We start from the raw sequence: 19,936 nt of genomic DNA, 5'->3' as shown, positions 1-19,936 counted from the left end.
TTATGCCGCCGGAGGGTGCGACGGTTCATGAATCCCGTCGCACCTCCATCGATCGGTCAACCGTTGCGGCGGCGGATCTGCTCGGCCCTGGCCTCATCCTCGGCCGTGATCACCTGCTGCTGGGCATCGAGCTTGGCGCCCAGAATGATCAGGGTGTAGTTGGTCGGATCGTAGTCGCGAAGCAACGCGATCTCGCGACGTGCGTCTTCCAGTTCACGACGGTTGATCTGCCGCTCGATTTCCCTGGAGGCAAACGGCAGCGTCTCACGCAGCGCGTCCTGCGCGGTGGCGTTGTTCGCTTCCAGTTGCAGCACGCTGAGGTAGTACTCGTAGGCATTGTTGCCCTGAGGGGCGATCAGCCTTCCTTCGCGCGTGGCGTCACGAGCGAGCCCCAGCAGGATGTCGACGCCCGACGGGTCGCTGCCCGCGTTCGCGGGAGCGGCCGCTGCGAGATCGGCCAGGCTGGCTTCGGCCGTGGCGGTCGTACGCTGGTGCAAAATGACCGCGGCTGTACCGGCGAGGGCCGCAGCCGCGATGACCATGGTGATGATCGCGCGGCGGGGAACCGCGGCGATGTTTGGCTTGGACATGGGGAGATCCGGGGGAACCGCCCGCGACCAGGCCGGCCCCCTGTCGGACGGCCCCGGCGGGCGGGACATGTTCCCGCCCCATTGTTTCAATTCCGCGACGGTGGGCCTTAAGTAACCGGTCAGAACTGCGCGTTGAGGTTCACGAAGTACTGCCTCGGCGCGCCGGCCATCAAGGTCTGGTTGTAGCCGTCCGGGTCGGAGGCGACATAGCCGTTGGTACCGGTGGAGGCGAAGTAGCGCTTGTCGAACAGGTTGGTGACGTTGGCACCGATGCTCAGCGCCTTGAACACCGAGACCGCACCGAAGTCGTACGCGATACCGGCGTTGGCCACCCAGTACGACGGCACGGCCGAGTCATTCGTATAGGTGATGTAACGCCGGCCCGTGTACTTGGCTTCGAGGTTGGCGCGCCAGCCGGAGAACTCGTAGTTGACCGAGCTGGAGAACATCGTCTTCGGTACGCCGACGACGTACTTGTCCGCCGTCGCGACGGTACCGGCGTTCTGGTAGTCGTCCTGGTACTTCGAGTTGTTGTACGAGAGCGAGTTGAGCCAGCTCAGGCCGCTGACCGGCTTCCACAGAAAGGCGAGGTCGGCGCCCTTGCTCTTCACGTCACCGACGTTGTTGAGCGAGGAGGCGCAGGTGACCACGGCCGGGCACGGCGTGGTGACGAGCAGTCGGTTTTCGAAACGCGTATAGAAAAGGCCAAGCGATGCCTCGAAAGTTTCGCCGTGTGCGCGGTAACCGACCTGCCAGGTCTGCGACTCTTCCGGCTTCAGCTGGCTCTTCGCCGCATCGAACGACGCCTGCGACGTGCTGAAGGGCGTGATGCCGAACGCGGCGATGTTCTTCGCGTACGAACCATAGATGTCCTGATTGGCGTCGAGCTTGTAGTCGACACCAGCCTGCGGCAGGAAGCCCTTGCTCGCCTTCATCTGCCCTTGCGCGAACGCGGTGGTCGGCACGAGCGAGGTGGCGTCGGTGGTCACGCGCAGCGACTTCGCGCCGACGTTGATCGTCAGGGCGTCGTCGAGAAGATGGATCGTGTCCTCCGCATAACCCATGCGGGTCCTGGTCTCGTAATGCTGCAGGAACGCGCGCAGGAACGGCGACTGGTCGTTGTACACGGTGTAGAGCGAGGTGTACTGGCCGCTGAGGGTGAAGAAGTTGCGTTCCTGGTTGGTGTTGGCGTTTTCACCCCACACGCCGACTTCGATGTCGTTGTTGCCCAGCGACAACTTCAGTGCCGAGGTCAGGCCGTAGCGATCGAGGCCATAGTCGGTGGTGCGCATCGAGATGGGCACGGTGGGCGAGGACGCCTGGTACGGCGTGGCCCACTGACCTTCGCCGCGATCCGCGTGATAGTAACCCGTCGTATCGAGTGTGACGCCGCCGCCCAGGTTGAACGAACCGGACAGCCCGGCGAGGGTGTCACGACGGATACCGCCACCGGCGTAATACGTGGCGTCGCCCTTGTCGTAGTCGGCCGGCAGCGCATTGAGCGAGGCGGGATACGCGCCGTTGCCGTTCAGCGCATTGGCGATACCGACCGCCGTGTTCCAGTCCGGCTGCAGATAGTCCCAGTTCCAGCCCAGCGCCTTCTGGCTGGTCAGGGACAGATCCATGTAGTCGTATTCCTTACGTTTGCTGCTGTCGACGAACAGGCTCACGCGGTTGCCGTCACCCCACTGGTACAACGCCTTGAGATTGGCCTGGTTCGACTTCTGGTCGCCATAGCCCTTCCACTTGTCGGTATCGGCGTGGTCGAACGACACGTACATTGAGAAGCCGTGGTAGTCACCGCTGTCCGCACGCACGAAGGTGCGCCTGGTGGAGTCGGAACCCATGACCTGATTGAAGCGCACGCCCGCCTTCATATCCGGGTCGGCCGAATAGAACTGCACGGTGCCACCGAGGTTGGTGTTGGAGGCGGTGCCCAGCGCACCGGCACCCTGCGCCAGTTCCACCGTCGCCAGGTTCTCCGAGGTGATCGCGCGGGTGACCTGCAGACCGTCGGTCACGCCATAACCCATGGTGCCCAGCGGAATGCCGTCGAGGGTGAAGCCAAGGCGCGACTGGTCGAAGCCGTGCAGCGTGATCTGCGTGGACCACTCGTAGGCGCCCCAGGGATCGGCGGACTGGAACTGCACGCCCGGCAGTTTATCCAGTGCTTTCAACGCGCTGGTGCCCGGCGTCTGCTGACGCACGATCTCGTCGATGCCGATGCTCTGAACCTGGCGCGTTTCGCCCGGTGCGATGACCGAGACGGCTTCGAGCTGCTTGGGATCCTTGTTCGTGGCTGCCGACGTGTCGGCGGCGGGGCTGCCCTTGTCGTCATCGGAAGCGTGGACGAAGCCGGCGTGCAGCGAAAGTGCAAGCGCTGTGGCAAGTGCGGTACGACGAAGCGAAGCACGTGCGAACGTCATCGGGTAAGGTCCCTGGAGGAATAAACCGATGAGCCTCATGGCTGCGCATGTAACGTCGTTTACTCGCAGATGACGGCTGGTTGACGGTCGACGAATATGTGACCGTGTCGACCGACGCAGGATCTTTCGATCTTCGCGCGGACGTTTAGCCGTCCGTGCCCTTTCAAGGTGCCATCCATCCTGGGCGATGACATGGAGACCTGAACCCGCTACCTTCTGGTATCGCCTTCCCCAGCGCGGAGTTCCTGCCCCATGATCGACTGGGCCGCCATCGCCACTGTCTTCTCCGTCTACGCGGTGGGCGTGGTCATCCCGGGACCGAACTTCGTCGCGGTGGCGCACAAGGCGGCCTCCACCAGTCATCGCGAGGCACTGGCCATGGTCGGCGGCGTGGTGGTGGTCAACCTGTTCTGGGCCAGCTGCGCGATTCTCGGCATCGGCATCGTGTTCGCCACCTTCCCGTGGATCGCCCTGGCGGTGAAGGTCACGGGTGCCGCTTACCTCATCTGGTTCGGTGGACGCCTGCTGGTCAAGGCGGGCAGCGCGGGCACCGCGGTCATGCAGCAGGAGAGGGGCAGCTATCTGCAATCCTTCCGCGCCGGCTTCGCGACCAATATCGCGAATCCGAAATCGATGGCGTTCTATGCGGCCGTGTTCGCATCGGCGGCACCGAAGCATGTGTCGTTGCCGACTTTCATCGGCATGATCGCCACTGTCGCGGTGGTCGCCTCGCTCTGGTACGGCTTCGTCGCAGTGGTGTTCGCCACCCCTAGCGTGGCCGCCCGCTACCGCCGCGGCAAGGCGTGGATCGACCGGATCTGTGGATCGGTCATCGTCGCGCTGGGGATTCGCCAACTGGTTCGCTGAAAACATCCGTCTACACGGCCAGCCTGGGCTCGAGTGAAGACGGCGGACGCGCCCTGATGTTTCATGCGGACGTATGTAACACTCACGCGGAAACCCTGTCATCAGAGGATGCCGAGTGTCTTTTGTACGATGGACCGTAGCTTCGCTGCTCCTGTTTTCCGGAGCGCCCGCATTCGCTGCCAGCTTCGACTGTAGCAAGGCCTCATCTCAAGCTGAGCGACTCGTGTGTTCCGACCCGGGGCTATCGGCCATCGACGCACGCATGTCGGATGCCTACAAAAGCGCGCTCAATGCTGCTGAAGAAGCCAGCAAGCCACGGCTGCTGGTCGAACAGCGGCATTGGATCCGTTACGTCCGCGATGTGTGCGAGACGAGCGATTGCCTCCAAGCCGCCTATACGCGGCGAATCGAACTGCTGTCCAGCAATAGTCGCGTCATCTTCAACCACGCCGCTTGCGACATACCTGAGGGCGGGTCGTGTCGTAGCGTAGTCACATACCGCGATTCCGCGGCCAGGATCGACTCGTTCAATCAGTCGCTCAAGAAGCGGCGAAGTGCGGGAGTCATCGTTGGATGCGACCGTCTGGTGGACCTGCCTGTCGGTTTGAAGGACTCGAACCATACGTTTGGTGCCTTCTGTGTATGGCAGAGCAGGTCCGAAAGGAGACGGGTGATGATTTGCAACGACGATATGAATGGGCGTTTCGCCATGGAGGCTGTAGGAGCGGGGTCGGACGAGGAGCTTCGGAAATTCACGGATACGCAGTGTTACGGCGGATAGGACCGCTACCGGCCGTCGTCATGGGCTCGTCGCTTGTTCCAGCCTGTCGAGCCATGCGACGGCGTAATTCCTGTCGGGGCCGCACATGCTGGGATCGGGTCGAAGCCCGCCGCACACCTTCGGACGCTCCGGTTTCCCAAAGATCGCACAGCGATTGTCATCGGTCAGCTGGATACAGCGCACCCCCGCCGGCTTGCCGTTCGGCATGCCGGGGATGGGTGAGCTGATGGACGGAGCGATGCAGCAGGCCCCGCAGCCGGTGCGGCAGGCCATCACCACGATCAGAACCGCTGGCGAAGGAGCTGATACACCAGGTCCGTATCCGGCCGCTGGCCATGCCAACGCTCGAACGCGTCGGCGGCCTGCTCGATCAGCATGCCCAGACCATCACGGAAGTAGCGCGCGCCGGCGGCCGTCGCCCAGCCCTTGAAGCTCGCCGCGGCGGCGCCGTAGCACAGGTCATAGCAGGTGCTGTGGTCCTGCAGGATCGACATCGGCAGGTCGAAGGTGCCACCGGTGACGCCGATGGAGGTGGCGTTGACGACCAGATCGAAGCACTCGCCGTCGAGGCCGTCCCAGTAACGGGTATGGCAGCGGGCAGGCTCGCCGATGGCGTCGGCGATGGCGTCGGCGCGCTCGGGCGTGCGGTTGACGATGGTCAGCGTCTGCACGCCGGCGTCCATCAGGGCCCAGGCCACGGCTTTGGCCGCGCCGCCGGCACCCAGTAGCAGGGCGTCATGGCCGCGCAGATCGAGTGAGTGGCGCTCGGTGACGTCGCGGACGAATCCGCTGCCATCGGTGTTGTGTGCCTGAATCTTGCCGCCGACCAGCGCGGTGAGGGTGTTGACCGCGCCCGCGCGGGCGGCGGCGTCGGTGCGCTCGGTGGCCAGCGCGAAAGCGGCTTCCTTGTGGGGAAGCGTCACGTTGGCGCCCAGGCCACCTTCAGCGAAGAACCGGCGGACGGCTTCTTCGAATTCGGCGGGCGCGGCATCGATGGCCTCGTAGCTGAGCTGGATGCCCAGCTGCCCGGCGAAGGCGGCATGGATCTGCGGGGACAGCGAATGCGCGATCGGGTGACCGAAGACGGCGTAACGGTGCGCTTCAGCGCTCATGGAGGCTCCTGGCTCTCGATCCGGACTCACGATCCGTGCGCGGATTCTAGCAACGGCTACTGGAATCCGGGCTTGCCCGCGTCTTCGGGACGTTGCGGAACCTTACGCATCTGCTCCACCGGGAAACCCTGCGCCCGCGCTTGCTCGAGCAGACGCTGATACGCCGCGTCGTCCAGGGTCCGGTCCTTCGACATGATCCACAGCAGCTTCCGCGAAGGCAGGCCGACCATGGTCACCCGGTAATCGGGGTCGAGGGCCAGGATCGTGTAGTCGGAGCGGAACGGCCAGAGCAGCTGGACCTTCCAGCGGGCGGTGTCCTTCGGATCGGGCAGCCATGCCTTGCCGTGCCAGATCTTCTCGGGCTTATCGAAGCCCTTCCGGTAGTGGTAGAGGTTGTCGATGGTCCCGTCCGGCTTCAGCCGGTACTCGTCGGCGGTGGCGACCTTGCCGCGCTCGGCGAAGTTGGGAATGTTGCCGATGACGTACCAGGTGCCCATGTAACGGGGCAGGTCGACGTGATCGACGGCCTTGAGGGGCGCGTCGGCCGCGCAGGAGGCAGTCGCCATGCCGGCCACCACGAGTAACGTCATCGGGATTCGTTTCATGGGGCTAGCTTCCGCCGGTCGGGATCAACGGCGGGTCAACGGGTCGCGGATTTTGAGACGCGGGGCGCCTAGCCTCCACCTCGACACCTCGTCTTCCGGAATGCCGCCATGAACGACACGCTCTCGCCCCGCCGTATCCGTGCACTGATCGCCATGGCCTGGCTGGCCCTTGGCACCCTGGTGCTGCTGGTCACCCCGTTGTCGGGGCATAGCGAGACACTGGGTTGGACGCCGGTGTTCTGGTTGCTGCTGGCGCCGGCCAGCGTGCTGGTGGCGATGAAGCCGGGGTTGCCGGTGTCGCTGCTGGTGGCCCTGTTTCGGCGGTGATCCGCCTCAGGTCGGGATGCCCAGCCGCTTCAGCTCCAGCCGGCGCAGGAATTCCTGCATGATCCGCAGGTACAGGTCCTCGCCCAGGTAGGCATCCTCGACACCCGCATCGATCGACGGGTTGTCGTTGACCTCGATCACCACCGGCTTGTCGCCGACCTGCTTCAGGTCGACCCCGTAGAGACCGTCGCCAATGGTCTGCGTCGCCTTGAGCGCCAGCTTCACCACTTCCGGGGGCGCGTCACGCACGGGCACGGTCCGAAACCCGCCCGACTTGGCCGTGCCCTTGGCGCCGTGGTTGTAGATCTGCCAGTGGCCGCGCGACATGTAGTACTGGCACGCATAAAGCGGCTCGTGGTTGAGTACGCCGATACGCCAGTCGTACTCGGTGTACAGGTATTCCTGCGCGATCAGCAGCGCACTGTGCGAGAACAGTTCGCCCGCGGCTTTTTCCAGGGCCTCGCGTGTCTCGACCTTGACGACACCACGCGAAAACGACCCATCGGGAATCTTCAGCACGATCGGCAGGCCGAGGCGATCGGGTAGCTCGTGCAGACGCCTGGCATCGTCGCGGTAGATGATCTCGGTCGCTGGCGTCGCCAGCTTGCGCGCCACCATGAGGTCGTTGAGGAAGATCTTGTTCGTGCAGCGCAGGATCGACGTCGGATCGTCCATCACCACCATGCCTTCCTTCTCCGCACGATGCGCGAAACGATAGGTATGGTTGTCGCTCGCCGTGGTTTCACGAATGAAAAGGCCGTCGTATTCGGCCAGACGCTGGTAATCGTTCTTGCCGATCGGGTCCACCTCGATCCCGAGGTGTTTACCCGCTTCGATGAAGTGCTTCAGCGCCTTCTTGTTCGACGGCGGCATCGTTTCGTTCGGATCGACCAGCATCGCGATGTCGTAGCGGAAACGACGACGCGCACGCGGCTTGCGCCAGAGTTTCTTCGAGAACTTGTCCAGCGCCTGCGCGAAAGCGTCTTCCTGCGCATCGTCCAGCGTGTGCAGGCCGACCGGCTTGATCGCCGCTACCTGCCACACCCGGTCGCGCTCGAATTCGATACGCATCAGCGGGCAGGGGAACGTCTCGAACAGCTGCCTCGCAAGATCCTGCAGATCCGGATAGGCCGTCTCGCCGAAATAGACGAGCACGCCGAAGTCGGTCGTGTCACGGCCACCGGCAGGCAGGAAATTGGACAGCTTCTGGTTGAGATCGTCGATGTCCAGGCCGTACAGCGAACGACGGCGAAGATCGTTCACCGTGCGCACCGAGGGAATGACCTTGTGACCGCGCGCTTCGGCCAGCAGCGACACGTAATAGCCCGTGCCCAGATACTTGTAGCTGCGACAGAGGTTGATGACGTGGGTACGTTCGTCGTCGCCGCCGACCGGCTCGCGCAGATAGTCCATGGCACTGACGACATTCGCGGACGGGTAATACGAGCCCCAGTCCGAGGCTTTCTCCACGACGATGACGAGCCGGCTCATGAGACCTCGACAGACGACGAATGCCTCGTACCGACTCCACCGGGAGTCGTTCGCTTCGTCGGTGCCGCAGTGTGTGCCGCGATGTCGCGACGCACAAGGCGTCCGCCGACGTTCGCCTGAACGAATTCATGAAAAAGTCATTGATCCGCCGGACCCCGAGGTCTACAGTGCCGCGCTTGCCGTTTCCCCCTCCTTCCAGCGCCGGAGTCCCCAAGCGCATGCGTCCACCCCCGGTTACCGCCGCGGTGCGCGTTCGACGCGCCGAAGTCAGCGATCTCGACGATCTGGTCGCGCTCGAAGAATCGAGTTTCGCGCAGGATCGTCTGAGTCGCGCCCAGTACCGCAAGCACCTGGATTCGGAGACCGCCCTGGTGCTCGTCGCCAGCGCCAACCATCGCCGGTTCCTCGGTACCGCCGTGGTGTTCTTCCGCAAGGCCACCACTATCGCCCGCCTCTATTCGCTGGCGACCACGCCCCAGGCACAGGGCAAGGGTGTGGGTTCCGCGCTGGTCGAGACCTGCGAGGATGCGGCACGGTCGCGTGGTTGCCGGGCACTGCGCCTCGAAGTCCGCAAGGACAACGCGGTCGCCATCCGCCTCTACGAGCGTCTCGGTTACCAGCGGATCGGCGAGTACGCGGCGTATTACGCCGATGGCGCGGACGCGCTTCGCTTCGAAAAGGCGCTTTGACCGGAGCCGGGGCTATACTGGCCGCCGTTTTCGGGGAATCGCCCATGCGCCGACTTATCCTCCCGCTTGCCCTCGTCGCTGCCTCCGTCGCCGGCCTGTCCGGTTGCGGCCAGAAGGGCAATCTGTATTTTCCGCCGCCGCCCGCCCCGGCCGGCACGGCCAAGCCGCAGGCGGGCGTGCAGCCCGCGCACGCCACCACGACGGCTGAGTCGCCGGCTTCGATCTCGACGACGTCGTCACCGTTCAACTCCGTCATTCACCAGTAAGTCGCCATGACGTCGCGCTTCACCAAGATGCATGGGATCGGCAACGATTTCGTGATCGTCGACTGGCGTGAAGATGCCGGCCGCGTGCCGAATGCGGCGCGTATCGCCGCGCTTGCCGATCGCCACACCGGCATCGGTTTCGATCAGCTGATCAGCATCGAGCCGCCGCGCGATCCGTCCTGCGCTTTCTACTACGGCATCTGGAACGCCGACGGCACGCCTTCGGGGCAGTGCGGTAACGGTGTCCGTTGTGTTGCCGCCTGGCTGTTCCGCGATGGTGTGATCGGGCGCGACACCGACGTCCGATTGGAGAGCCCCTCCGGCCCGGTCACGGTCCGTGTGCTGGACGAAGGTCGCGTCGTGGTGGACATGGGCGAGCCTGACTTCGTGCCGTCGTCGATCCCGCTCGACCGCCCCGCCCATGCGACCTACACCGTCGAGCTTGATGGAGAAGACGTCAGCTTCGGCGCGGTTTCCATGGGCAACCCGCATGCGGTGGTCTTCGTCGACGATGTCTCGGATCCGCGCGTCGATCGTCTGGGGCCCTTGCTCACCGCCCATCCGGTGTTCCCCCAGGGTGCCAACGTCGGCTTCGCTCAGCGCCTCGGGCCCGACCGCATCCGCCTGCGCGTGCATGAACGGGGCAGCGGCTGGACGCAGGCCTGTGGCACGGGTGCCTGCGCGGCCGCCGCGGTGGCCCACGCGCTGGGCCTCGCCGGCACCGTCGTCGGTATCGACCTGCCGGGCGGCTCCCTGACCATCGAGTGGCAGGGCCCCGGCCATACACTCTGGATGACCGGCCCCGCCGCCTTTGTCTTTGAAGGCGAAGTGTGACGCCAACGCCCTAAACCGGCACACTGCGACCGGCACCTGTAGTAGCGCGCCCCGCGCGCGATGCTCTACCCAGCAACAACCGAGGAAGTACACCATGACCGACTCCGCGATCGACGGCGACATCAAACCAGCCACCGTCGCGTCCTACCTGCGGCGGCATCCGGACTTCCTTGCCGACTACCCCGATCTCGCCGACGCGCTGACGCTGCCGAGCAGCAACGGGCCGGCCACCTCGCTGGCCGTACGCCAGCTGCGCGGCCTGCGCGAGAAGAACGCCGAACTGGAGCGCCGCCTCAAGGACCTCACCGGTATCGCCGGTGACAACGAGGCGCTGATGCGTCGCGTGCACGGCCTGATGCTGGCACTGCTCAGCTCACGCGACGTCGAGGAAACCGTGCGCAACGTGGTCAGCCGGTTGACCGAGGACTTTCAGTCGGAACGCATTCGCCTCGTCTTCTTCGGCGACCTTGCGGGCCTGCCGGACGAGCCGTGGCTGCTGCGCGAACCGCGCGGTACGGCGGGCCTGCCGGAATTCGCTTCGTTTCTGGAACATGGCGACCCGGTGGCGGGCCGCCTTGCGCCGGACAAGCTGCACCGCCTGTTCGGCGACGCGGCACCCGACGTGCGCTCCGCCGCGTTGATGCGCGTGGGCCCGGACGCGCTCCTGGCCATCGGCAGCGCCGACGCGGACCGCTTCCATCCGGGCATGGGCACCTTGTTCCTCAACATGATTTCGACCACGGTCGGCTCGGCCATCGAACGGGCCCGGAAGGCGGCGTGACCCCGCGCGAGGCCGTCGAAGCCTTCCTTCGGCATTTCGAAGCCGAGCGTGTGCCATCGGCGCATACGCTTGTCGCGTACCGGCGCGACCTCGACAAGCTGATCGCTTATATGGATGCCGAGGGGCTGTCGTCGTTCGATGCCCTCACGCCCGACCGGCTTCGCACACTGATCGCACGGCTGCACCGGCCCTTGCCCGAGAAAGGTAACAAGCAGGCCAAGGGCCTGGAGCCCAACAGCCTGCAGCGGCTTCTTTCCGCGTTCCGCACGCTGTTTCGTTACCTCACCCGGGAAGGGCAGCTGGCCCACGACCCGGCGCTGGGCGTCCGCGGGCCGAAGGTCAGGCGCAAGCTTCCCGTCGTGCTGGACGCCGACGAGGCCAAGGAGCTGGTCGAAACCAACCTCGGCGGCTCGCTGGCCCCGCGCGACACCGCGATGATGGAGCTGTTCTATTCGAGCGGCCTGCGCCTGTCGGAACTCTGCGGCCTGCGCTGGGGCGACCTGGATCTCGAAGACGGGCAGGTGCGCGTGCTCGGCAAGGGCAACAAGACGCGCATCCTGCCGGTGGGCCGCTTTGCCGTCGCCGCGCTGAAGGCGCTCGCCGCGCTGGGTGAGGCGGGCCCGGAGGATCCCGTCTTCAAGGGCCGGGGCGGTGCCGCGATCGGGGCGAGGGCGGTCCAGCTCCGCCTGGCCAGGCTCTCCAGCGGGCAGGCCAAACGGGTGCACCCGCACATGCTCCGGCACAGCTTCGCCAGCCACATGCTCGAGTCCTCCGGCGACCTGCGCTCGGTGCAGGAGCTGCTCGGCCATGCGGACATCGCCACCACACAGATCTATACCCACCTCGATTTCCAGCATCTGGCCAGGGTCTACGACGCGGCGCATCCACGGGCGAAACGCAAAGGGTAGGAGCGCGCCATGCGCGCGAGCTCTTCACGCCTTGGGTCGGGCCCCCTGCGGCCCCACCTCTTGCCGACTCCCCCAAGGAACGCACTATGGAACCGATGCACGCCACGACCATCGTCTGCGTCCGCCGCGACGGCAAGGTCGTCATCGGCAGTGACGGACAGGTCACCCTCGGCAACACCGTGATGAAGGCCAACGCCCGCAAGGTGCGCCGCCTCGGCAAGGGCGACGTCCTGGCCGGGTTCGCCGGCGCCACGGCTGACGCCTTCACCCTGTTCGAGCTGTTCGAGGAGAAGCTGGTCAAGCACGGCGGCAATCTCACCCGCTCCGCCGTCGAGATGGCCAAGGAATGGCGCACCGACCGTCGCCTCGGCCGGCTCGAAGCCATGCTGGCCGTGGCCGACAAGGAGGCGTCGCTGCTGATCTCCGGTAACGGCGACGTCCTCGAGCCCGAGCATGGGCTGATCGCCATTGGCTCCGGCGGCCCTTATGCGCAGTCCGCCGCGCTGGCCCTGATGGAAAACACTGAGCTGGATGCACGCACGATCGTCGAAAAAGCGCTCAAGATCGCTGGCGACATCTGCATTTATACGAACCACAACACATCGATCGAAGAGCTCTGAGGCCCATGTCCGAACTCACTCCCCGCGAGATCGTCAACGAGCTGGACCGGTTCATCATCGGCCAGAACGACGCCAAGCGCGCCGTCGCCATCGCCCTGCGCAACCGCTGGCGCCGCATGCAGCTGGAACCGGGCATGCGCGAAGAGGTGACCCCGAAGAACATCCTGATGATCGGCCCGACCGGCGTGGGCAAGACCGAAATCGCCCGTCGCCTGGCCACGCTGGCCAACGCGCCGTTCGTGAAGGTCGAAGCGACCAAATTCACCGAAGTGGGTTACGTCGGTAAGGACGTGGAGTCGATCATCCGCGATCTGGCCGATGTCTCGTACAAGCTGGTGCGCGACCAGGCGAAGAGCCGTGTGCGCAGCCAGGCCGAGGACGCCGCCGAGGATCGTCTGCTCGACGCGCTGCTGCCGCGCCGACAGGCGGCCTCCGGCTGGGACGACACCGGCTCCAACGTGACGGCCATCGACAGCGACACCCGGCAGAAGCTGCGCAAGCAGCTGCGCGAGGGCGCGCTGGACGACCGCGAGATCGAGCTGGATTTCGCCATGAACGTCGGCGTCGAGATCATGACCCCGCCGGGCATGGAAGAGATGAGCCAGCAGCTCGGCAAGATGTTCCAGAATCTGGGCGGCGCGAAATCGCAGAAGCGCAAGCTCACCATCCGTGCCGCGCGTCCGCTGCTGGTCGAGGAAGAAGCCGGCAAGCTGCTCAACGACGAAGAACTGCGCAGCCGCGCCGTGGATATCGCCGAGCAGAACGGCATCGTTTTCATCGACGAGATCGACAAGGTGGCCCAGCGCTCCGAGTGGGGCGGCGCGGGCGTGAGCCGCGAAGGCGTACAGCGCGACCTGCTCCCGCTGGTGGAAGGCTCGACCGTCTCGACCAAGTACGGCGCGATCAAGACCGACCACATCCTGTTCATCGCCTCGGGCGCGTTCTCGCTGGCCAAGCCGTCGGATCTGATCCCGGAACTGCAGGGTCGCCTGCCGATCCGCGTCGAGTTGAGCGCCCTGTCGGTGGACGATTTCAAGCGGATCCTGCGCGAGCCGAACAACGCGCTGACCAAGCAGTATGTTGCGCTGCTGCAAACCGAAGGCGTCACGCTGGAGTTCACGGAGACCGGTGTCGATCGCCTCGCCGACGTGGCGTTTCAGGTCAACGAGCGCACGGAGAACATCGGCGCCCGCCGCCTGCATACGGTGATGGAGCGCCTGCTCGAGAGAATTTCTTTCGAAGCGGCCGACAAGTCCGGCGAAAAATATCTGATCGACGCCGAATATGTCGATAAAAACCTCTCGTCGCTGGTCAAGGACGAGGATCTGAGCCGTTACATCCTCTAAACATCGAGGGCGGCCCCCTCTGGTAAACTATTGACCTATATGGGCAAGGTTATTCAACTCAAAACCAACGGTCAGCGTGCGAGTCTGCGTGAAGCGCAGGACTCGCAGCAGCTGATCCGTCTGTGGCGCGGCGAACTCGAGCACGGCAGCTTCTGCGGCTATGTCGGCGGAGTCGGCCGCGAGTTCTTCCTGTTGTGGGTCATCGGCGACGGTGTCAGCTACGACGGCATGTACATCATGCGGCACCGCGACATCTCCGAATTCGAGGCGCCGGACAAACATGCCGGCTTCCTCGAAAAGGCGCTCGCGCTGAAGGGCATCAAGCCCACGCCGCCGGCGGATTTCCCGCTCGACGACATCGCGCAGGTGGTCAAGGCCGCTTCGGCGCACGCGCCGGTGATCGGCGTGCACGTGGACAGCGAAGACGAGTCCGAGGTCTGCTACATCGGCCGGCTGGTCAGCGCCGACGACGAAGGCTTCAACATGCAGGAGATCACTCCCGACGCGGAATGGCTGCGTGAGCCGTCGTTCTTCTCGTGGGATGAAGTGTCGACCGTGAGCATGGAAGACGCTTACGCGACGTCCCTGCTGGCAGTGGCGGGCGATCCGCCGCCGCTGGAGCAGGGTACGGGCGATGGGTTTGGTCGCGCTCACTAGCGACCAGCCCATGCAACGCCCGCGCCCCGTCGATATCGTTCTCCACGCCGCCTCGCGCTTTCTCGAAGTCACTTTCGACAACGGCGAGCGGTTCGAACTTCCCTGCGAGTACCTTCGCGTCAATTCCCCCAGCGCCGAAGTCCAGGGCCACGGTCCCGGACAGAAAGTGCTCGTGCACGGCAAGCGTCACGTCGGCATCAGCGCCCTTGAGCCCACTGGTCACTATGGCGTCCTGATTCGCTTCGACGACGGCCATGCCAGCGGTATTTTCGGCTGGGACACGCTGTACGACCTCGGCCGCGCCTACGACACGTCGTGGCCTGCATACCTCGCCGAACTCGACTCCAGAAGCCTCTCCCGGTAGCGCAGGATGGAAAGCACGTGCGTGAAAGCCACACGCGCGCGTAAAGGCGTATATTTGCGCGCCATCCCATCCCCTGGCGAAACAACGGACGTTCCGCAGTCACCATCCGGAGCACTTGAGGCATGACGCGAATCGTTGTCGTCGGCAGCATCAACATGGATCTGGTCACGCTTGCGCCGCGCTTTCCCGCGCCGGGCGAAACGCTGACCGGCGAACGCTTCCTCACCATCCCCGGTGGCAAGGGCGCCAATCAGGCGGTGGCCGCCGCACGCCTCGGCGCATCGGTAAGCATGGTCGGCTGCGTGGGCGACGACGCGTTCGGTGAGCAGCTCTACGACGGTCTCGTCGCCGAGGGCATCGATGTCAGCCATGTCACCCGCATCGACGGTATCGGCAGCGGTACCGCGTCGATCACGGTCGCCGGTGGCGAGAACCAGATCGTCGTCGTGCCCGCCGCCAATGGCCGCGTCACCCCTGCGCATGTCGAAGCCGCCCGCGAGCTCATCCGCGGCGCCGACGCCGTTCTGGTACAACTGGAGATTCCGCTGGACGCCGTCGAAGCCACGCTGCGCATCGCGCACGAGGAAGGCGTTGCGATCATTCTCAATCCCGCTCCCGCGCAGAAGCTGCCGGTCGAGTGGCTGTCGCGCGTGCGCTTTCTTACGCCGAACCAGCACGAACTCGCGATGGTGCTCGGCCAGCCGGGCGATACCGATTTCCGTGAACTGATGCGTCTCGCTCCCTGCCCGGTCGTGCTGACCCGTGGCGAAGACGGCGCGTGGTTCCGTGACAAGGACGACGAGCCGCGCCATCAGGGCGGTTTCAGTGTCGACGCGGTGGACAGCACCGGCGCCGGTGACACCTTCAATGCCGCGCTCGCGGTGTTCCTCGCCGAGGGTCTCGACGTGGCCGTGCGCAAAGCCTGCGCCACCGCCGCGATCGCCGTCTCGCGCCTGGGCGCCCAGGGCGGCATGCCGCGCCTCGACGAGGTCACGGCATTCCTGGAGACACACTGATGAGACGCAGCGGGCTGCTCCATGCCGAACTCAACCGCATCATCGCCGCGATGGGCCATACCGACACGCTGGTGATCGGTGATGTCGGCCTGCCGGTGCCGCACGGCGTGCCGTGCATCGACCTGGCCGTGCTGCCGGGGACGCCGTCGTTCGCACAGGTGTTCGATGCGATCTATGCCGAGCTGGCGGTGGAGGCCGTGACGGTCGCCAGCGAGATCCACGAGAAGAATCCCGCACTCGTCGCGCTGGTCGGGCGCCTGGCGAATCAGGGCGTGACGCGCTCGGAAGTGAGCCACGAGGACTTCAAGCGCCTGACCGCGCGCGCGGTCGCCGTCGTGCGCACGGGGGAAACGGCGCCGTACGCCAACGTGATCCTGCATGCGGGCGTGACCTTCTGATGAGTGCATCCCCGCCACTGGTCAGGATGCACGACATCCACAAGGCCTTCGGTCCGGTCAAGGTGCTCGAAGGCGTCGACTTCGAACTCGTCCGCGGCGAAGTCCATGCGCTGATGGGCGAGAACGGCGCCGGCAAGTCCACGCTGATGAAGATCCTCACGGGGATCTACGCGCCCGACCAGGGCGGCATCGACGTGGACGGGCAGGCGGTGTCGATCACCTCGCCCGCCGAGGCCGAGAAGTACGGCATCGCGATCATCCACCAGGAACTGAACCTGATTCCCGCGCTCAGCATCGCGGACAATCTTTTCCTCGGACGCGAGCTTTCGCGTTTCGGCCTGCTCGATCGCAAGGCGATGACGAAGCGCGCGATGGAATGGCTGGCGCGCGTCGGCATGACCCGACTGGATCCGGACACGCGCATCGAGCGATTGTCGGTCGGCCAGCAGCAGATGGTCGAGATCGCCCGCGCGCTGGGCCAGAACGCACGCGTGCTGATCATGGACGAGCCGACGGCCGCGCTTACCGAAAGCGAGACGAATACGCTGTTCAAGCTGATCCGCGAACTGCGCGAGCAGGGCACCGGCATCGTCTACGTCTCCCATCGCATGGAAGAGATCTTCGCGCTGTGCGATCGCATCTCGATCCTGCGTGACGGTCAGTTCGTCGGCACGCGCGACGTGCCGGGCCTGGCCTTCGACGAGGTCGTGAAGATGATGGTCGGGCGTACGCTCGACGCACGCTTCCCCGCGCGCACGCCGAAGATCGGCGAGGTACGTCTGAAGGTCGAGCACCTCTCGGGCGGTATGGTGAAGGACGTGAGCTTCGACCTGCACGCGGGCGAAGTGCTCGGCGTCGCCGGCCTGCTCGGTGCGGGACGCACCGAGCTCGCGCGCCTGCTGTTCGGTCTGGACAAGACCGGGTCGGGCACCGTGTCGCTCGACGGCGTCACGGTGACCCCGAAGACACCGACCGAGGCGATCCATGCCGGCTTCGGTTTCGTCACCGAAGACCGCAAGGCCCAGGGCCTCGTCCTCGACATGAGCCTGCGCGAAAACGTCAGCCTGCCGCGCGTTCCCGCGCACGCGGGGCTGGTCGATCGCCCGGGTGAGAAGAAACAGACGCGCGGTCTGATCGACGCGCTGAAGATCCGTACGCGCGACATGGAGCTGGATGTCCGTGCGCTCTCCGGCGGCAACCAGCAGAAGGTCGTGCTGGCCAAGTGGCTGGCGTTGAAACCGCGGGTGCTCATCCTCGATGAACCCACGCGCGGCGTCGACGTCGGCGGCAAGGCCGAGATCTATCACATCATCAATCAACTCGCGGAACAGGGCGTAGCCATCCTCATGATCTCGTCGGAACTGCCGGAGGTGCTCGCCATGAGCGATCGCATCCTCGTCATGCACGAAGGAAAGGCGACCGCCTTGCTCGAAGCCCACGGCGCCACTCAGGAAGCCGTAATGACCGCCGCGACCGGAGGCAAGTGAAATGACGCTTCAACTCAACTGGAGCCGTGCGATGACGCTGATGCAGCGTCTGGGCTCGGTGATCGGCTTGCTCCTGCTCTTCGTCGTGCTCTCGATCATGAGCCCCGACTTCCTTTCCACCGGCAATCTGCTCACGGTGCTGCGTCAGGTCTCGATCAACGCGTTGATCGCCTTCGGCATGACCTTCGTGATCCTCGCCGGCGGCATCGATCTGTCGGTAGGGGCCATCCTCGCGCTTACCGGCGCCGTCACCGCGGGCCTGATGGCCTCGGGGCACGGCATGGTGCTGGCGGTCGGCGCGGGCCTCGGGCTCGGGCTGGTGCTGGGCATCATCAACGGTGTGCTGGTGTCGTGGGGCAAGGTCGCACCCTTCATCGCCACGCTCGGCACGATGACCCTCCTGCGCGGCCTTACGCTCTCGTATACGCAGGGCAGTCCGATCCCCGTCACCAACCAGGGCTTCGCACTGCTCGGCGGCGGTTACGTCGCCAACCTGATCCCGCTGCCGGTGATCTGGATGTTCGTCGCCTTCGTGGTCTGCGCGTTCTTGTTGCGCGGCACGGTGTTCGGTCGTCACGTCGTGGCCATCGGCGGTAACGAAGAAGCGGCGCGCCTGTCGGGTGTGCGCATCTCGCCGATGAAGCTGGCGATCTACGGCCTGTCCGGTCTTCTCTCCGCGTTCGCGGGCGTGGTGCTCACCTCGCGCCTGTATTCCGCGCAAGCCACGGCCGGTGCGGGTTATGAACTGGACGCCATTGCCGCCGTGGTTCTCGGTGGCACCAGCCTGGCCGGTGGCCGCGGCTGGTTGTTCGGCACGCTGGTCGGCGCGCTGCTGATCGGCTTCCTGAACAACGGTCTCAATCTGCTCGGCGTAAGCTCTTTCTACCAGCAGGTGGTGAAGGGCATCGTCATCCTGATCGCCGTCCTGCTCGACAGGCGGCAGTAATACCAACGAGGGAACACACCATGCGTAAGCTCACATTCTTCGCCGCGGCAGCGGCCACGCTGCTCGCGGCCTGCTCCCAGCAGGGTCCGGGCGAATCCGCTCCGGCGGCGGCTTCCACGGCCGGCGGCGCCGCACCCTCCGGCACCCCGGTGGTCGGTCTGGCGCTGTCGACACAGAACAATCCGTTCTTTGTCGAACTCAAGGACGGTGCCGAAAAGGCCGCCAAGGACGCCGGCGTGCAGCTGGTCGTCGTCGACGCGCAGGACGATCCGGCCCGCCAGATCTCGTCGGTGGAAGACCTGATCCAGAAGCGCGTCTCGGTCATCCTGCTCAACCCGACCGATTCCTCGGCTCTGGCCGGTGCCGTGCAGTCCACACAGCGCGCGAACATTCCGGTGATCACGCTGGACCGTGGCGTCGACGGCGCCGAAGTCGCGTCGCACATCGCGTCCGACAACATCGCCGGCGGCAAGATGGCGGCCGATTACCTGGCCAAGGCGCTTGGCGGCAAGGGCAACATCATCGAGCTGCAGGGCGTGGCCGGTACCTCGGCCGCACGTGAGCGCGGCAAGGGCTTCGACGACGAGATCGCCACCACGGGCATGAAGGTCGTCGCGCAGCAGCCGGCCAACTTCGATCGTGCGCAGGGTCTCTCGGTCAGCGAGAACCTCCTGCAGGGCAACAGCGACGTCCAGGCGATCTTCGCCCAGAACGACGAAATGGCCCTCGGCGCGGTGCAGGCTCTGGCCGGCAAGAACAAGAAGGTGCTGGTCGTCGGCTTCGACGGCACGCCGGACGGCAAGACCGCCGTGCAGAACGGCAGCATGGCCGCTACGGTCGCGCAGCAGCCGGAAGAGATCGGCAAGCTCGGCGTCGAAACGGCGAAGAAGCTGATCGACAAGCAGACGGTCGACAAGTCGATCGCGGTGCCGCTGAAGCTTCTGACAAAAGAATAAGCCAGAAAGAACGGGCCGATGGCCCGTTCTTTTTTCCTTCGGTAGGAGCGCGCCCTGCGCGCGAAAGCCTACAGGGCGGTGAGGCGGCGGCATGGCTTCATCGCGCTGTAGGCTTTTCGCGCGCGGGGCTGTAGTGGCCGGGTTTTTCAGGACCACCAAGTAGGAGCAAAATCTCCTGCGAGGTGAATCATGGCTCATAGAAAAATTCCGGCAGCGGTCAAAGCCGAGGCAATACGACTGGTGGTCGAGGTGGGATATACCCCGCCTCAAGCCGCTCAGATGATGGGTCTGGGGCCGACGGCCCTGAGGCGATGGGTGGAGGAATGGCGCGAACGGCAAGCGGCGATACCGGACGATCCGGTGGAGCAGCGACGCCTCATCGCGCAGCTTCAGGGACAGCTGAAAGCCTCTGAAGACGCTCGTGCGGTGTTGGCACAGGAGCGTGACGTCCTAAAAAAACAGTTGCCCT

24 protein-coding genes are annotated in these 19,936 nt (G+C 65.1%); 18 read left to right on the top strand and 6 right to left on the bottom strand.

What is annotated here, in order from left to right; translation table 11 throughout:
* Positions 1-56 precede the first annotated feature (56 nt).
* Together B5X73_RS09820 and B5X73_RS09815 are read right to left on the bottom strand one after the other, a co-directional pair.
* Complete coding sequence (locus B5X73_RS09820) at positions 57-590, bottom strand: hypothetical protein (protein WP_036108945.1); 534 nt, start codon at positions 588-590, stop codon at positions 57-59.
* Between the two features lie 119 nt (positions 591-709).
* Positions 710-3,016, bottom strand: a complete 2,307-nt coding sequence (locus tag B5X73_RS09815; protein WP_079521534.1) for a TonB-dependent receptor family protein — start codon at positions 3,014-3,016, stop codon at positions 710-712.
* A gap of 252 nt (positions 3,017-3,268) precedes the next feature.
* On the opposite strand from B5X73_RS09815, the gene B5X73_RS09810 reads away from it, so the two are divergent.
* Positions 3,269-3,883 carry a LysE family translocator gene (locus B5X73_RS09810; RefSeq protein WP_079521533.1) on the top strand — a complete coding sequence of 205 codons (615 nt, stop codon included), beginning with the start codon at positions 3,269-3,271 and terminating at the stop codon, positions 3,881-3,883.
* A 115-nt stretch (positions 3,884-3,998) separates the two neighbouring features.
* Positions 3,999-4,664, top strand: a complete 666-nt coding sequence (locus B5X73_RS09805) for a lysozyme inhibitor LprI family protein (RefSeq protein WP_303048756.1) — start codon at positions 3,999-4,001, stop codon at positions 4,662-4,664.
* 18 nt (positions 4,665-4,682) lie between these two features.
* Here B5X73_RS09805 and B5X73_RS09800 read toward each other — a convergent pair whose 3' ends face one another.
* Genes B5X73_RS09800 through B5X73_RS09790 form a run of 3 tightly spaced genes read right to left on the bottom strand, consistent with a single transcriptional unit; the run spans position 4,683 to position 6,381 of the window.
* Positions 4,683-4,937 carry a YkgJ family cysteine cluster protein gene (locus B5X73_RS09800; RefSeq protein WP_079521532.1) on the bottom strand — a complete coding sequence of 85 codons (255 nt, stop codon included), beginning with the start codon at positions 4,935-4,937 and terminating at the stop codon, positions 4,683-4,685.
* Positions 4,938-4,945: 8 nt separating this feature from the next.
* Positions 4,946-5,776, bottom strand: coding sequence for a shikimate dehydrogenase (aroE, locus tag B5X73_RS09795; protein WP_079521531.1), 831 nt, complete (start codon positions 5,774-5,776; stop codon positions 4,946-4,948).
* 56 nt (positions 5,777-5,832) lie between these two features.
* The gene (locus tag B5X73_RS09790; protein WP_079521530.1) at positions 5,833-6,381 is read right to left on the bottom strand and encodes a lipocalin family protein; all 549 of its coding nucleotides are present in this window, start codon (positions 6,379-6,381) and stop codon (positions 5,833-5,835) included.
* A 108-nt stretch (positions 6,382-6,489) separates the two neighbouring features.
* On the opposite strand from B5X73_RS09790, the gene B5X73_RS09785 reads away from it, so the two are divergent.
* Positions 6,490-6,708 (top strand): hypothetical protein, encoded by a 219-nt coding sequence (locus B5X73_RS09785; protein ID WP_036108958.1) that lies wholly within the window; start codon positions 6,490-6,492, stop codon positions 6,706-6,708.
* Positions 6,709-6,714: 6 nt separating this feature from the next.
* On the opposite strand, the gene B5X73_RS09780 is transcribed toward B5X73_RS09785, so the two are convergent.
* Complete coding sequence (locus B5X73_RS09780; protein ID WP_079521529.1) at positions 6,715-8,199, bottom strand: RimK family protein; 1,485 nt, start codon at positions 8,197-8,199, stop codon at positions 6,715-6,717.
* A gap of 218 nt (positions 8,200-8,417) precedes the next feature.
* On the opposite strand from B5X73_RS09780, the gene B5X73_RS09775 reads away from it, so the two are divergent.
* From B5X73_RS09775 to B5X73_RS09705, 15 genes are all read left to right on the top strand, one after another.
* Positions 8,418-8,888, top strand: coding sequence for a GNAT family N-acetyltransferase (locus B5X73_RS09775; protein WP_090353456.1), 471 nt, complete (start codon positions 8,418-8,420; stop codon positions 8,886-8,888).
* 44 nt (positions 8,889-8,932) lie between these two features.
* Positions 8,933-9,154 carry an LPS translocon maturation chaperone LptM gene (locus B5X73_RS09770; RefSeq protein WP_043696893.1) on the top strand — a complete coding sequence of 74 codons (222 nt, stop codon included), beginning with the start codon at positions 8,933-8,935 and terminating at the stop codon, positions 9,152-9,154.
* A 6-nt stretch (positions 9,155-9,160) separates the two neighbouring features.
* Positions 9,161-9,988 carry a diaminopimelate epimerase gene (dapF, locus tag B5X73_RS09765; RefSeq protein WP_036108966.1) on the top strand — a complete coding sequence of 276 codons (828 nt, stop codon included), beginning with the start codon at positions 9,161-9,163 and terminating at the stop codon, positions 9,986-9,988.
* Positions 9,989-10,082: 94 nt separating this feature from the next.
* The gene (locus B5X73_RS09760; protein WP_036108969.1) at positions 10,083-10,769 is read left to right on the top strand and encodes a DUF484 family protein; all 687 of its coding nucleotides are present in this window, start codon (positions 10,083-10,085) and stop codon (positions 10,767-10,769) included.
* Positions 10,766-11,677: a tyrosine recombinase XerC gene (locus B5X73_RS09755; RefSeq protein ID WP_079521528.1), complete on the top strand. Its 912-nt coding sequence runs from the start codon at positions 10,766-10,768 to the stop codon at positions 11,675-11,677. The genes B5X73_RS09760 and B5X73_RS09755 overlap by 4 nt, the downstream gene beginning before the upstream one ends.
* An 86-nt stretch (positions 11,678-11,763) precedes the next feature.
* The gene (gene hslV / locus B5X73_RS09750) at positions 11,764-12,297 is read left to right on the top strand and encodes an ATP-dependent protease subunit HslV (protein ID WP_036108979.1); all 534 of its coding nucleotides are present in this window, start codon (positions 11,764-11,766) and stop codon (positions 12,295-12,297) included.
* A 5-nt stretch (positions 12,298-12,302) separates the two neighbouring features.
* Positions 12,303-13,643 carry an ATP-dependent protease ATPase subunit HslU gene (gene hslU / locus B5X73_RS09745; protein ID WP_079521527.1) on the top strand — a complete coding sequence of 447 codons (1,341 nt, stop codon included), beginning with the start codon at positions 12,303-12,305 and terminating at the stop codon, positions 13,641-13,643.
* 39 nt (positions 13,644-13,682) lie between these two features.
* A complete protein-coding gene (locus B5X73_RS09740) occupies positions 13,683-14,300 on the top strand; it encodes a hypothetical protein (protein WP_036108984.1) in 618 nt (205 codons plus the stop codon).
* Between the two features lie 10 nt (positions 14,301-14,310).
* Positions 14,311-14,664: a gamma-butyrobetaine hydroxylase family protein gene (locus B5X73_RS09735; protein WP_079521660.1), complete on the top strand. Its 354-nt coding sequence runs from the start codon at positions 14,311-14,313 to the stop codon at positions 14,662-14,664.
* Between the two features lie 122 nt (positions 14,665-14,786).
* Positions 14,787-15,680 (top strand): ribokinase, encoded by an 894-nt coding sequence (gene rbsK / locus B5X73_RS09730; protein WP_079521526.1) that lies wholly within the window; start codon positions 14,787-14,789, stop codon positions 15,678-15,680.
* The gene (gene rbsD / locus B5X73_RS09725; RefSeq protein ID WP_036108987.1) at positions 15,680-16,078 is read left to right on the top strand and encodes a D-ribose pyranase; all 399 of its coding nucleotides are present in this window, start codon (positions 15,680-15,682) and stop codon (positions 16,076-16,078) included. Before rbsK ends, rbsD begins: the two co-directional genes overlap by 1 nt.
* A complete protein-coding gene (locus B5X73_RS09720) occupies positions 16,078-17,565 on the top strand; it encodes a sugar ABC transporter ATP-binding protein (protein ID WP_079521525.1) in 1,488 nt (495 codons plus the stop codon). The genes rbsD and B5X73_RS09720 overlap by 1 nt, the downstream gene beginning before the upstream one ends.
* Before the next feature lies 1 nt (position 17,566).
* On the top strand, positions 17,567-18,511 hold the full coding sequence (locus tag B5X73_RS09715; RefSeq protein ID WP_036108990.1) for an ABC transporter permease subunit: 945 nt from the start codon (positions 17,567-17,569) through the stop codon (positions 18,509-18,511).
* A gap of 20 nt (positions 18,512-18,531) precedes the next feature.
* Positions 18,532-19,467 carry a ribose ABC transporter substrate-binding protein RbsB gene (gene rbsB / locus B5X73_RS09710; RefSeq protein WP_079521524.1) on the top strand — a complete coding sequence of 312 codons (936 nt, stop codon included), beginning with the start codon at positions 18,532-18,534 and terminating at the stop codon, positions 19,465-19,467.
* Between the two features lie 189 nt (positions 19,468-19,656).
* A partial coding sequence (locus B5X73_RS09705; RefSeq protein ID WP_079521523.1) for a transposase occupies positions 19,657-19,936 on the top strand: 280 nt, incomplete at its 3' end.

The organism is Luteibacter sp. 22Crub2.1, from assembly GCF_900167995.1.
Lineage (GTDB): Bacteria > Pseudomonadota > Gammaproteobacteria > Xanthomonadales > Rhodanobacteraceae > Luteibacter > Luteibacter mycovicinus.
The sequence above is the reverse complement of the archived record's forward strand: the minus strand, read 5'-3'. Positions and strand labels throughout refer to the sequence as shown.

Bases quoted from the DNA above. Each gene is read 5' to 3' on its own strand.
- B5X73_RS09820 (WP_036108945.1), bottom strand. From the start codon at position 590: ATGTCCAAGCCAAACATCGCCGCGGTTCCCCGCCGCGCGATCATCACC.
- B5X73_RS09815 (WP_079521534.1), bottom strand. From the start codon at position 3,016: ATGACGTTCGCACGTGCTTCGCTTCGTCGTACCGCACTTGCCACAGCG.
- B5X73_RS09810 (WP_079521533.1), top strand. From the start codon at position 3,269: ATGATCGACTGGGCCGCCATCGCCACTGTCTTCTCCGTCTACGCGGTG.
- B5X73_RS09800 (WP_079521532.1), bottom strand. From the start codon at position 4,937: ATGGCCTGCCGCACCGGCTGCGGGGCCTGCTGCATCGCTCCGTCCATC.
- aroE (WP_079521531.1), bottom strand. From the start codon at position 5,776: ATGAGCGCTGAAGCGCACCGTTACGCCGTCTTCGGTCACCCGATCGCG.
- B5X73_RS09790 (WP_079521530.1), bottom strand. From the start codon at position 6,381: ATGAAACGAATCCCGATGACGTTACTCGTGGTGGCCGGCATGGCGACT.
- B5X73_RS09785 (WP_036108958.1), top strand. From the start codon at position 6,490: ATGAACGACACGCTCTCGCCCCGCCGTATCCGTGCACTGATCGCCATG.
- B5X73_RS09780 (WP_079521529.1), bottom strand. From the start codon at position 8,199: ATGAGCCGGCTCGTCATCGTCGTGGAGAAAGCCTCGGACTGGGGCTCG.
- B5X73_RS09775 (WP_090353456.1), top strand. From the start codon at position 8,418: ATGCGTCCACCCCCGGTTACCGCCGCGGTGCGCGTTCGACGCGCCGAA.
- B5X73_RS09770 (WP_043696893.1), top strand. From the start codon at position 8,933: ATGCGCCGACTTATCCTCCCGCTTGCCCTCGTCGCTGCCTCCGTCGCC.
- dapF (WP_036108966.1), top strand. From the start codon at position 9,161: ATGACGTCGCGCTTCACCAAGATGCATGGGATCGGCAACGATTTCGTG.
- B5X73_RS09760 (WP_036108969.1), top strand. From the start codon at position 10,083: ATGACCGACTCCGCGATCGACGGCGACATCAAACCAGCCACCGTCGCG.
- hslV (WP_036108979.1), top strand. From the start codon at position 11,764: ATGGAACCGATGCACGCCACGACCATCGTCTGCGTCCGCCGCGACGGC.
- hslU (WP_079521527.1), top strand. From the start codon at position 12,303: ATGTCCGAACTCACTCCCCGCGAGATCGTCAACGAGCTGGACCGGTTC.
- B5X73_RS09740 (WP_036108984.1), top strand. From the start codon at position 13,683: ATGGGCAAGGTTATTCAACTCAAAACCAACGGTCAGCGTGCGAGTCTG.
- B5X73_RS09735 (WP_079521660.1), top strand. From the start codon at position 14,311: ATGCAACGCCCGCGCCCCGTCGATATCGTTCTCCACGCCGCCTCGCGC.
- rbsK (WP_079521526.1), top strand. From the start codon at position 14,787: ATGACGCGAATCGTTGTCGTCGGCAGCATCAACATGGATCTGGTCACG.
- rbsD (WP_036108987.1), top strand. From the start codon at position 15,680: ATGAGACGCAGCGGGCTGCTCCATGCCGAACTCAACCGCATCATCGCC.
- B5X73_RS09720 (WP_079521525.1), top strand. From the start codon at position 16,078: ATGAGTGCATCCCCGCCACTGGTCAGGATGCACGACATCCACAAGGCC.
- B5X73_RS09715 (WP_036108990.1), top strand. From the start codon at position 17,567: ATGACGCTTCAACTCAACTGGAGCCGTGCGATGACGCTGATGCAGCGT.
- rbsB (WP_079521524.1), top strand. From the start codon at position 18,532: ATGCGTAAGCTCACATTCTTCGCCGCGGCAGCGGCCACGCTGCTCGCG.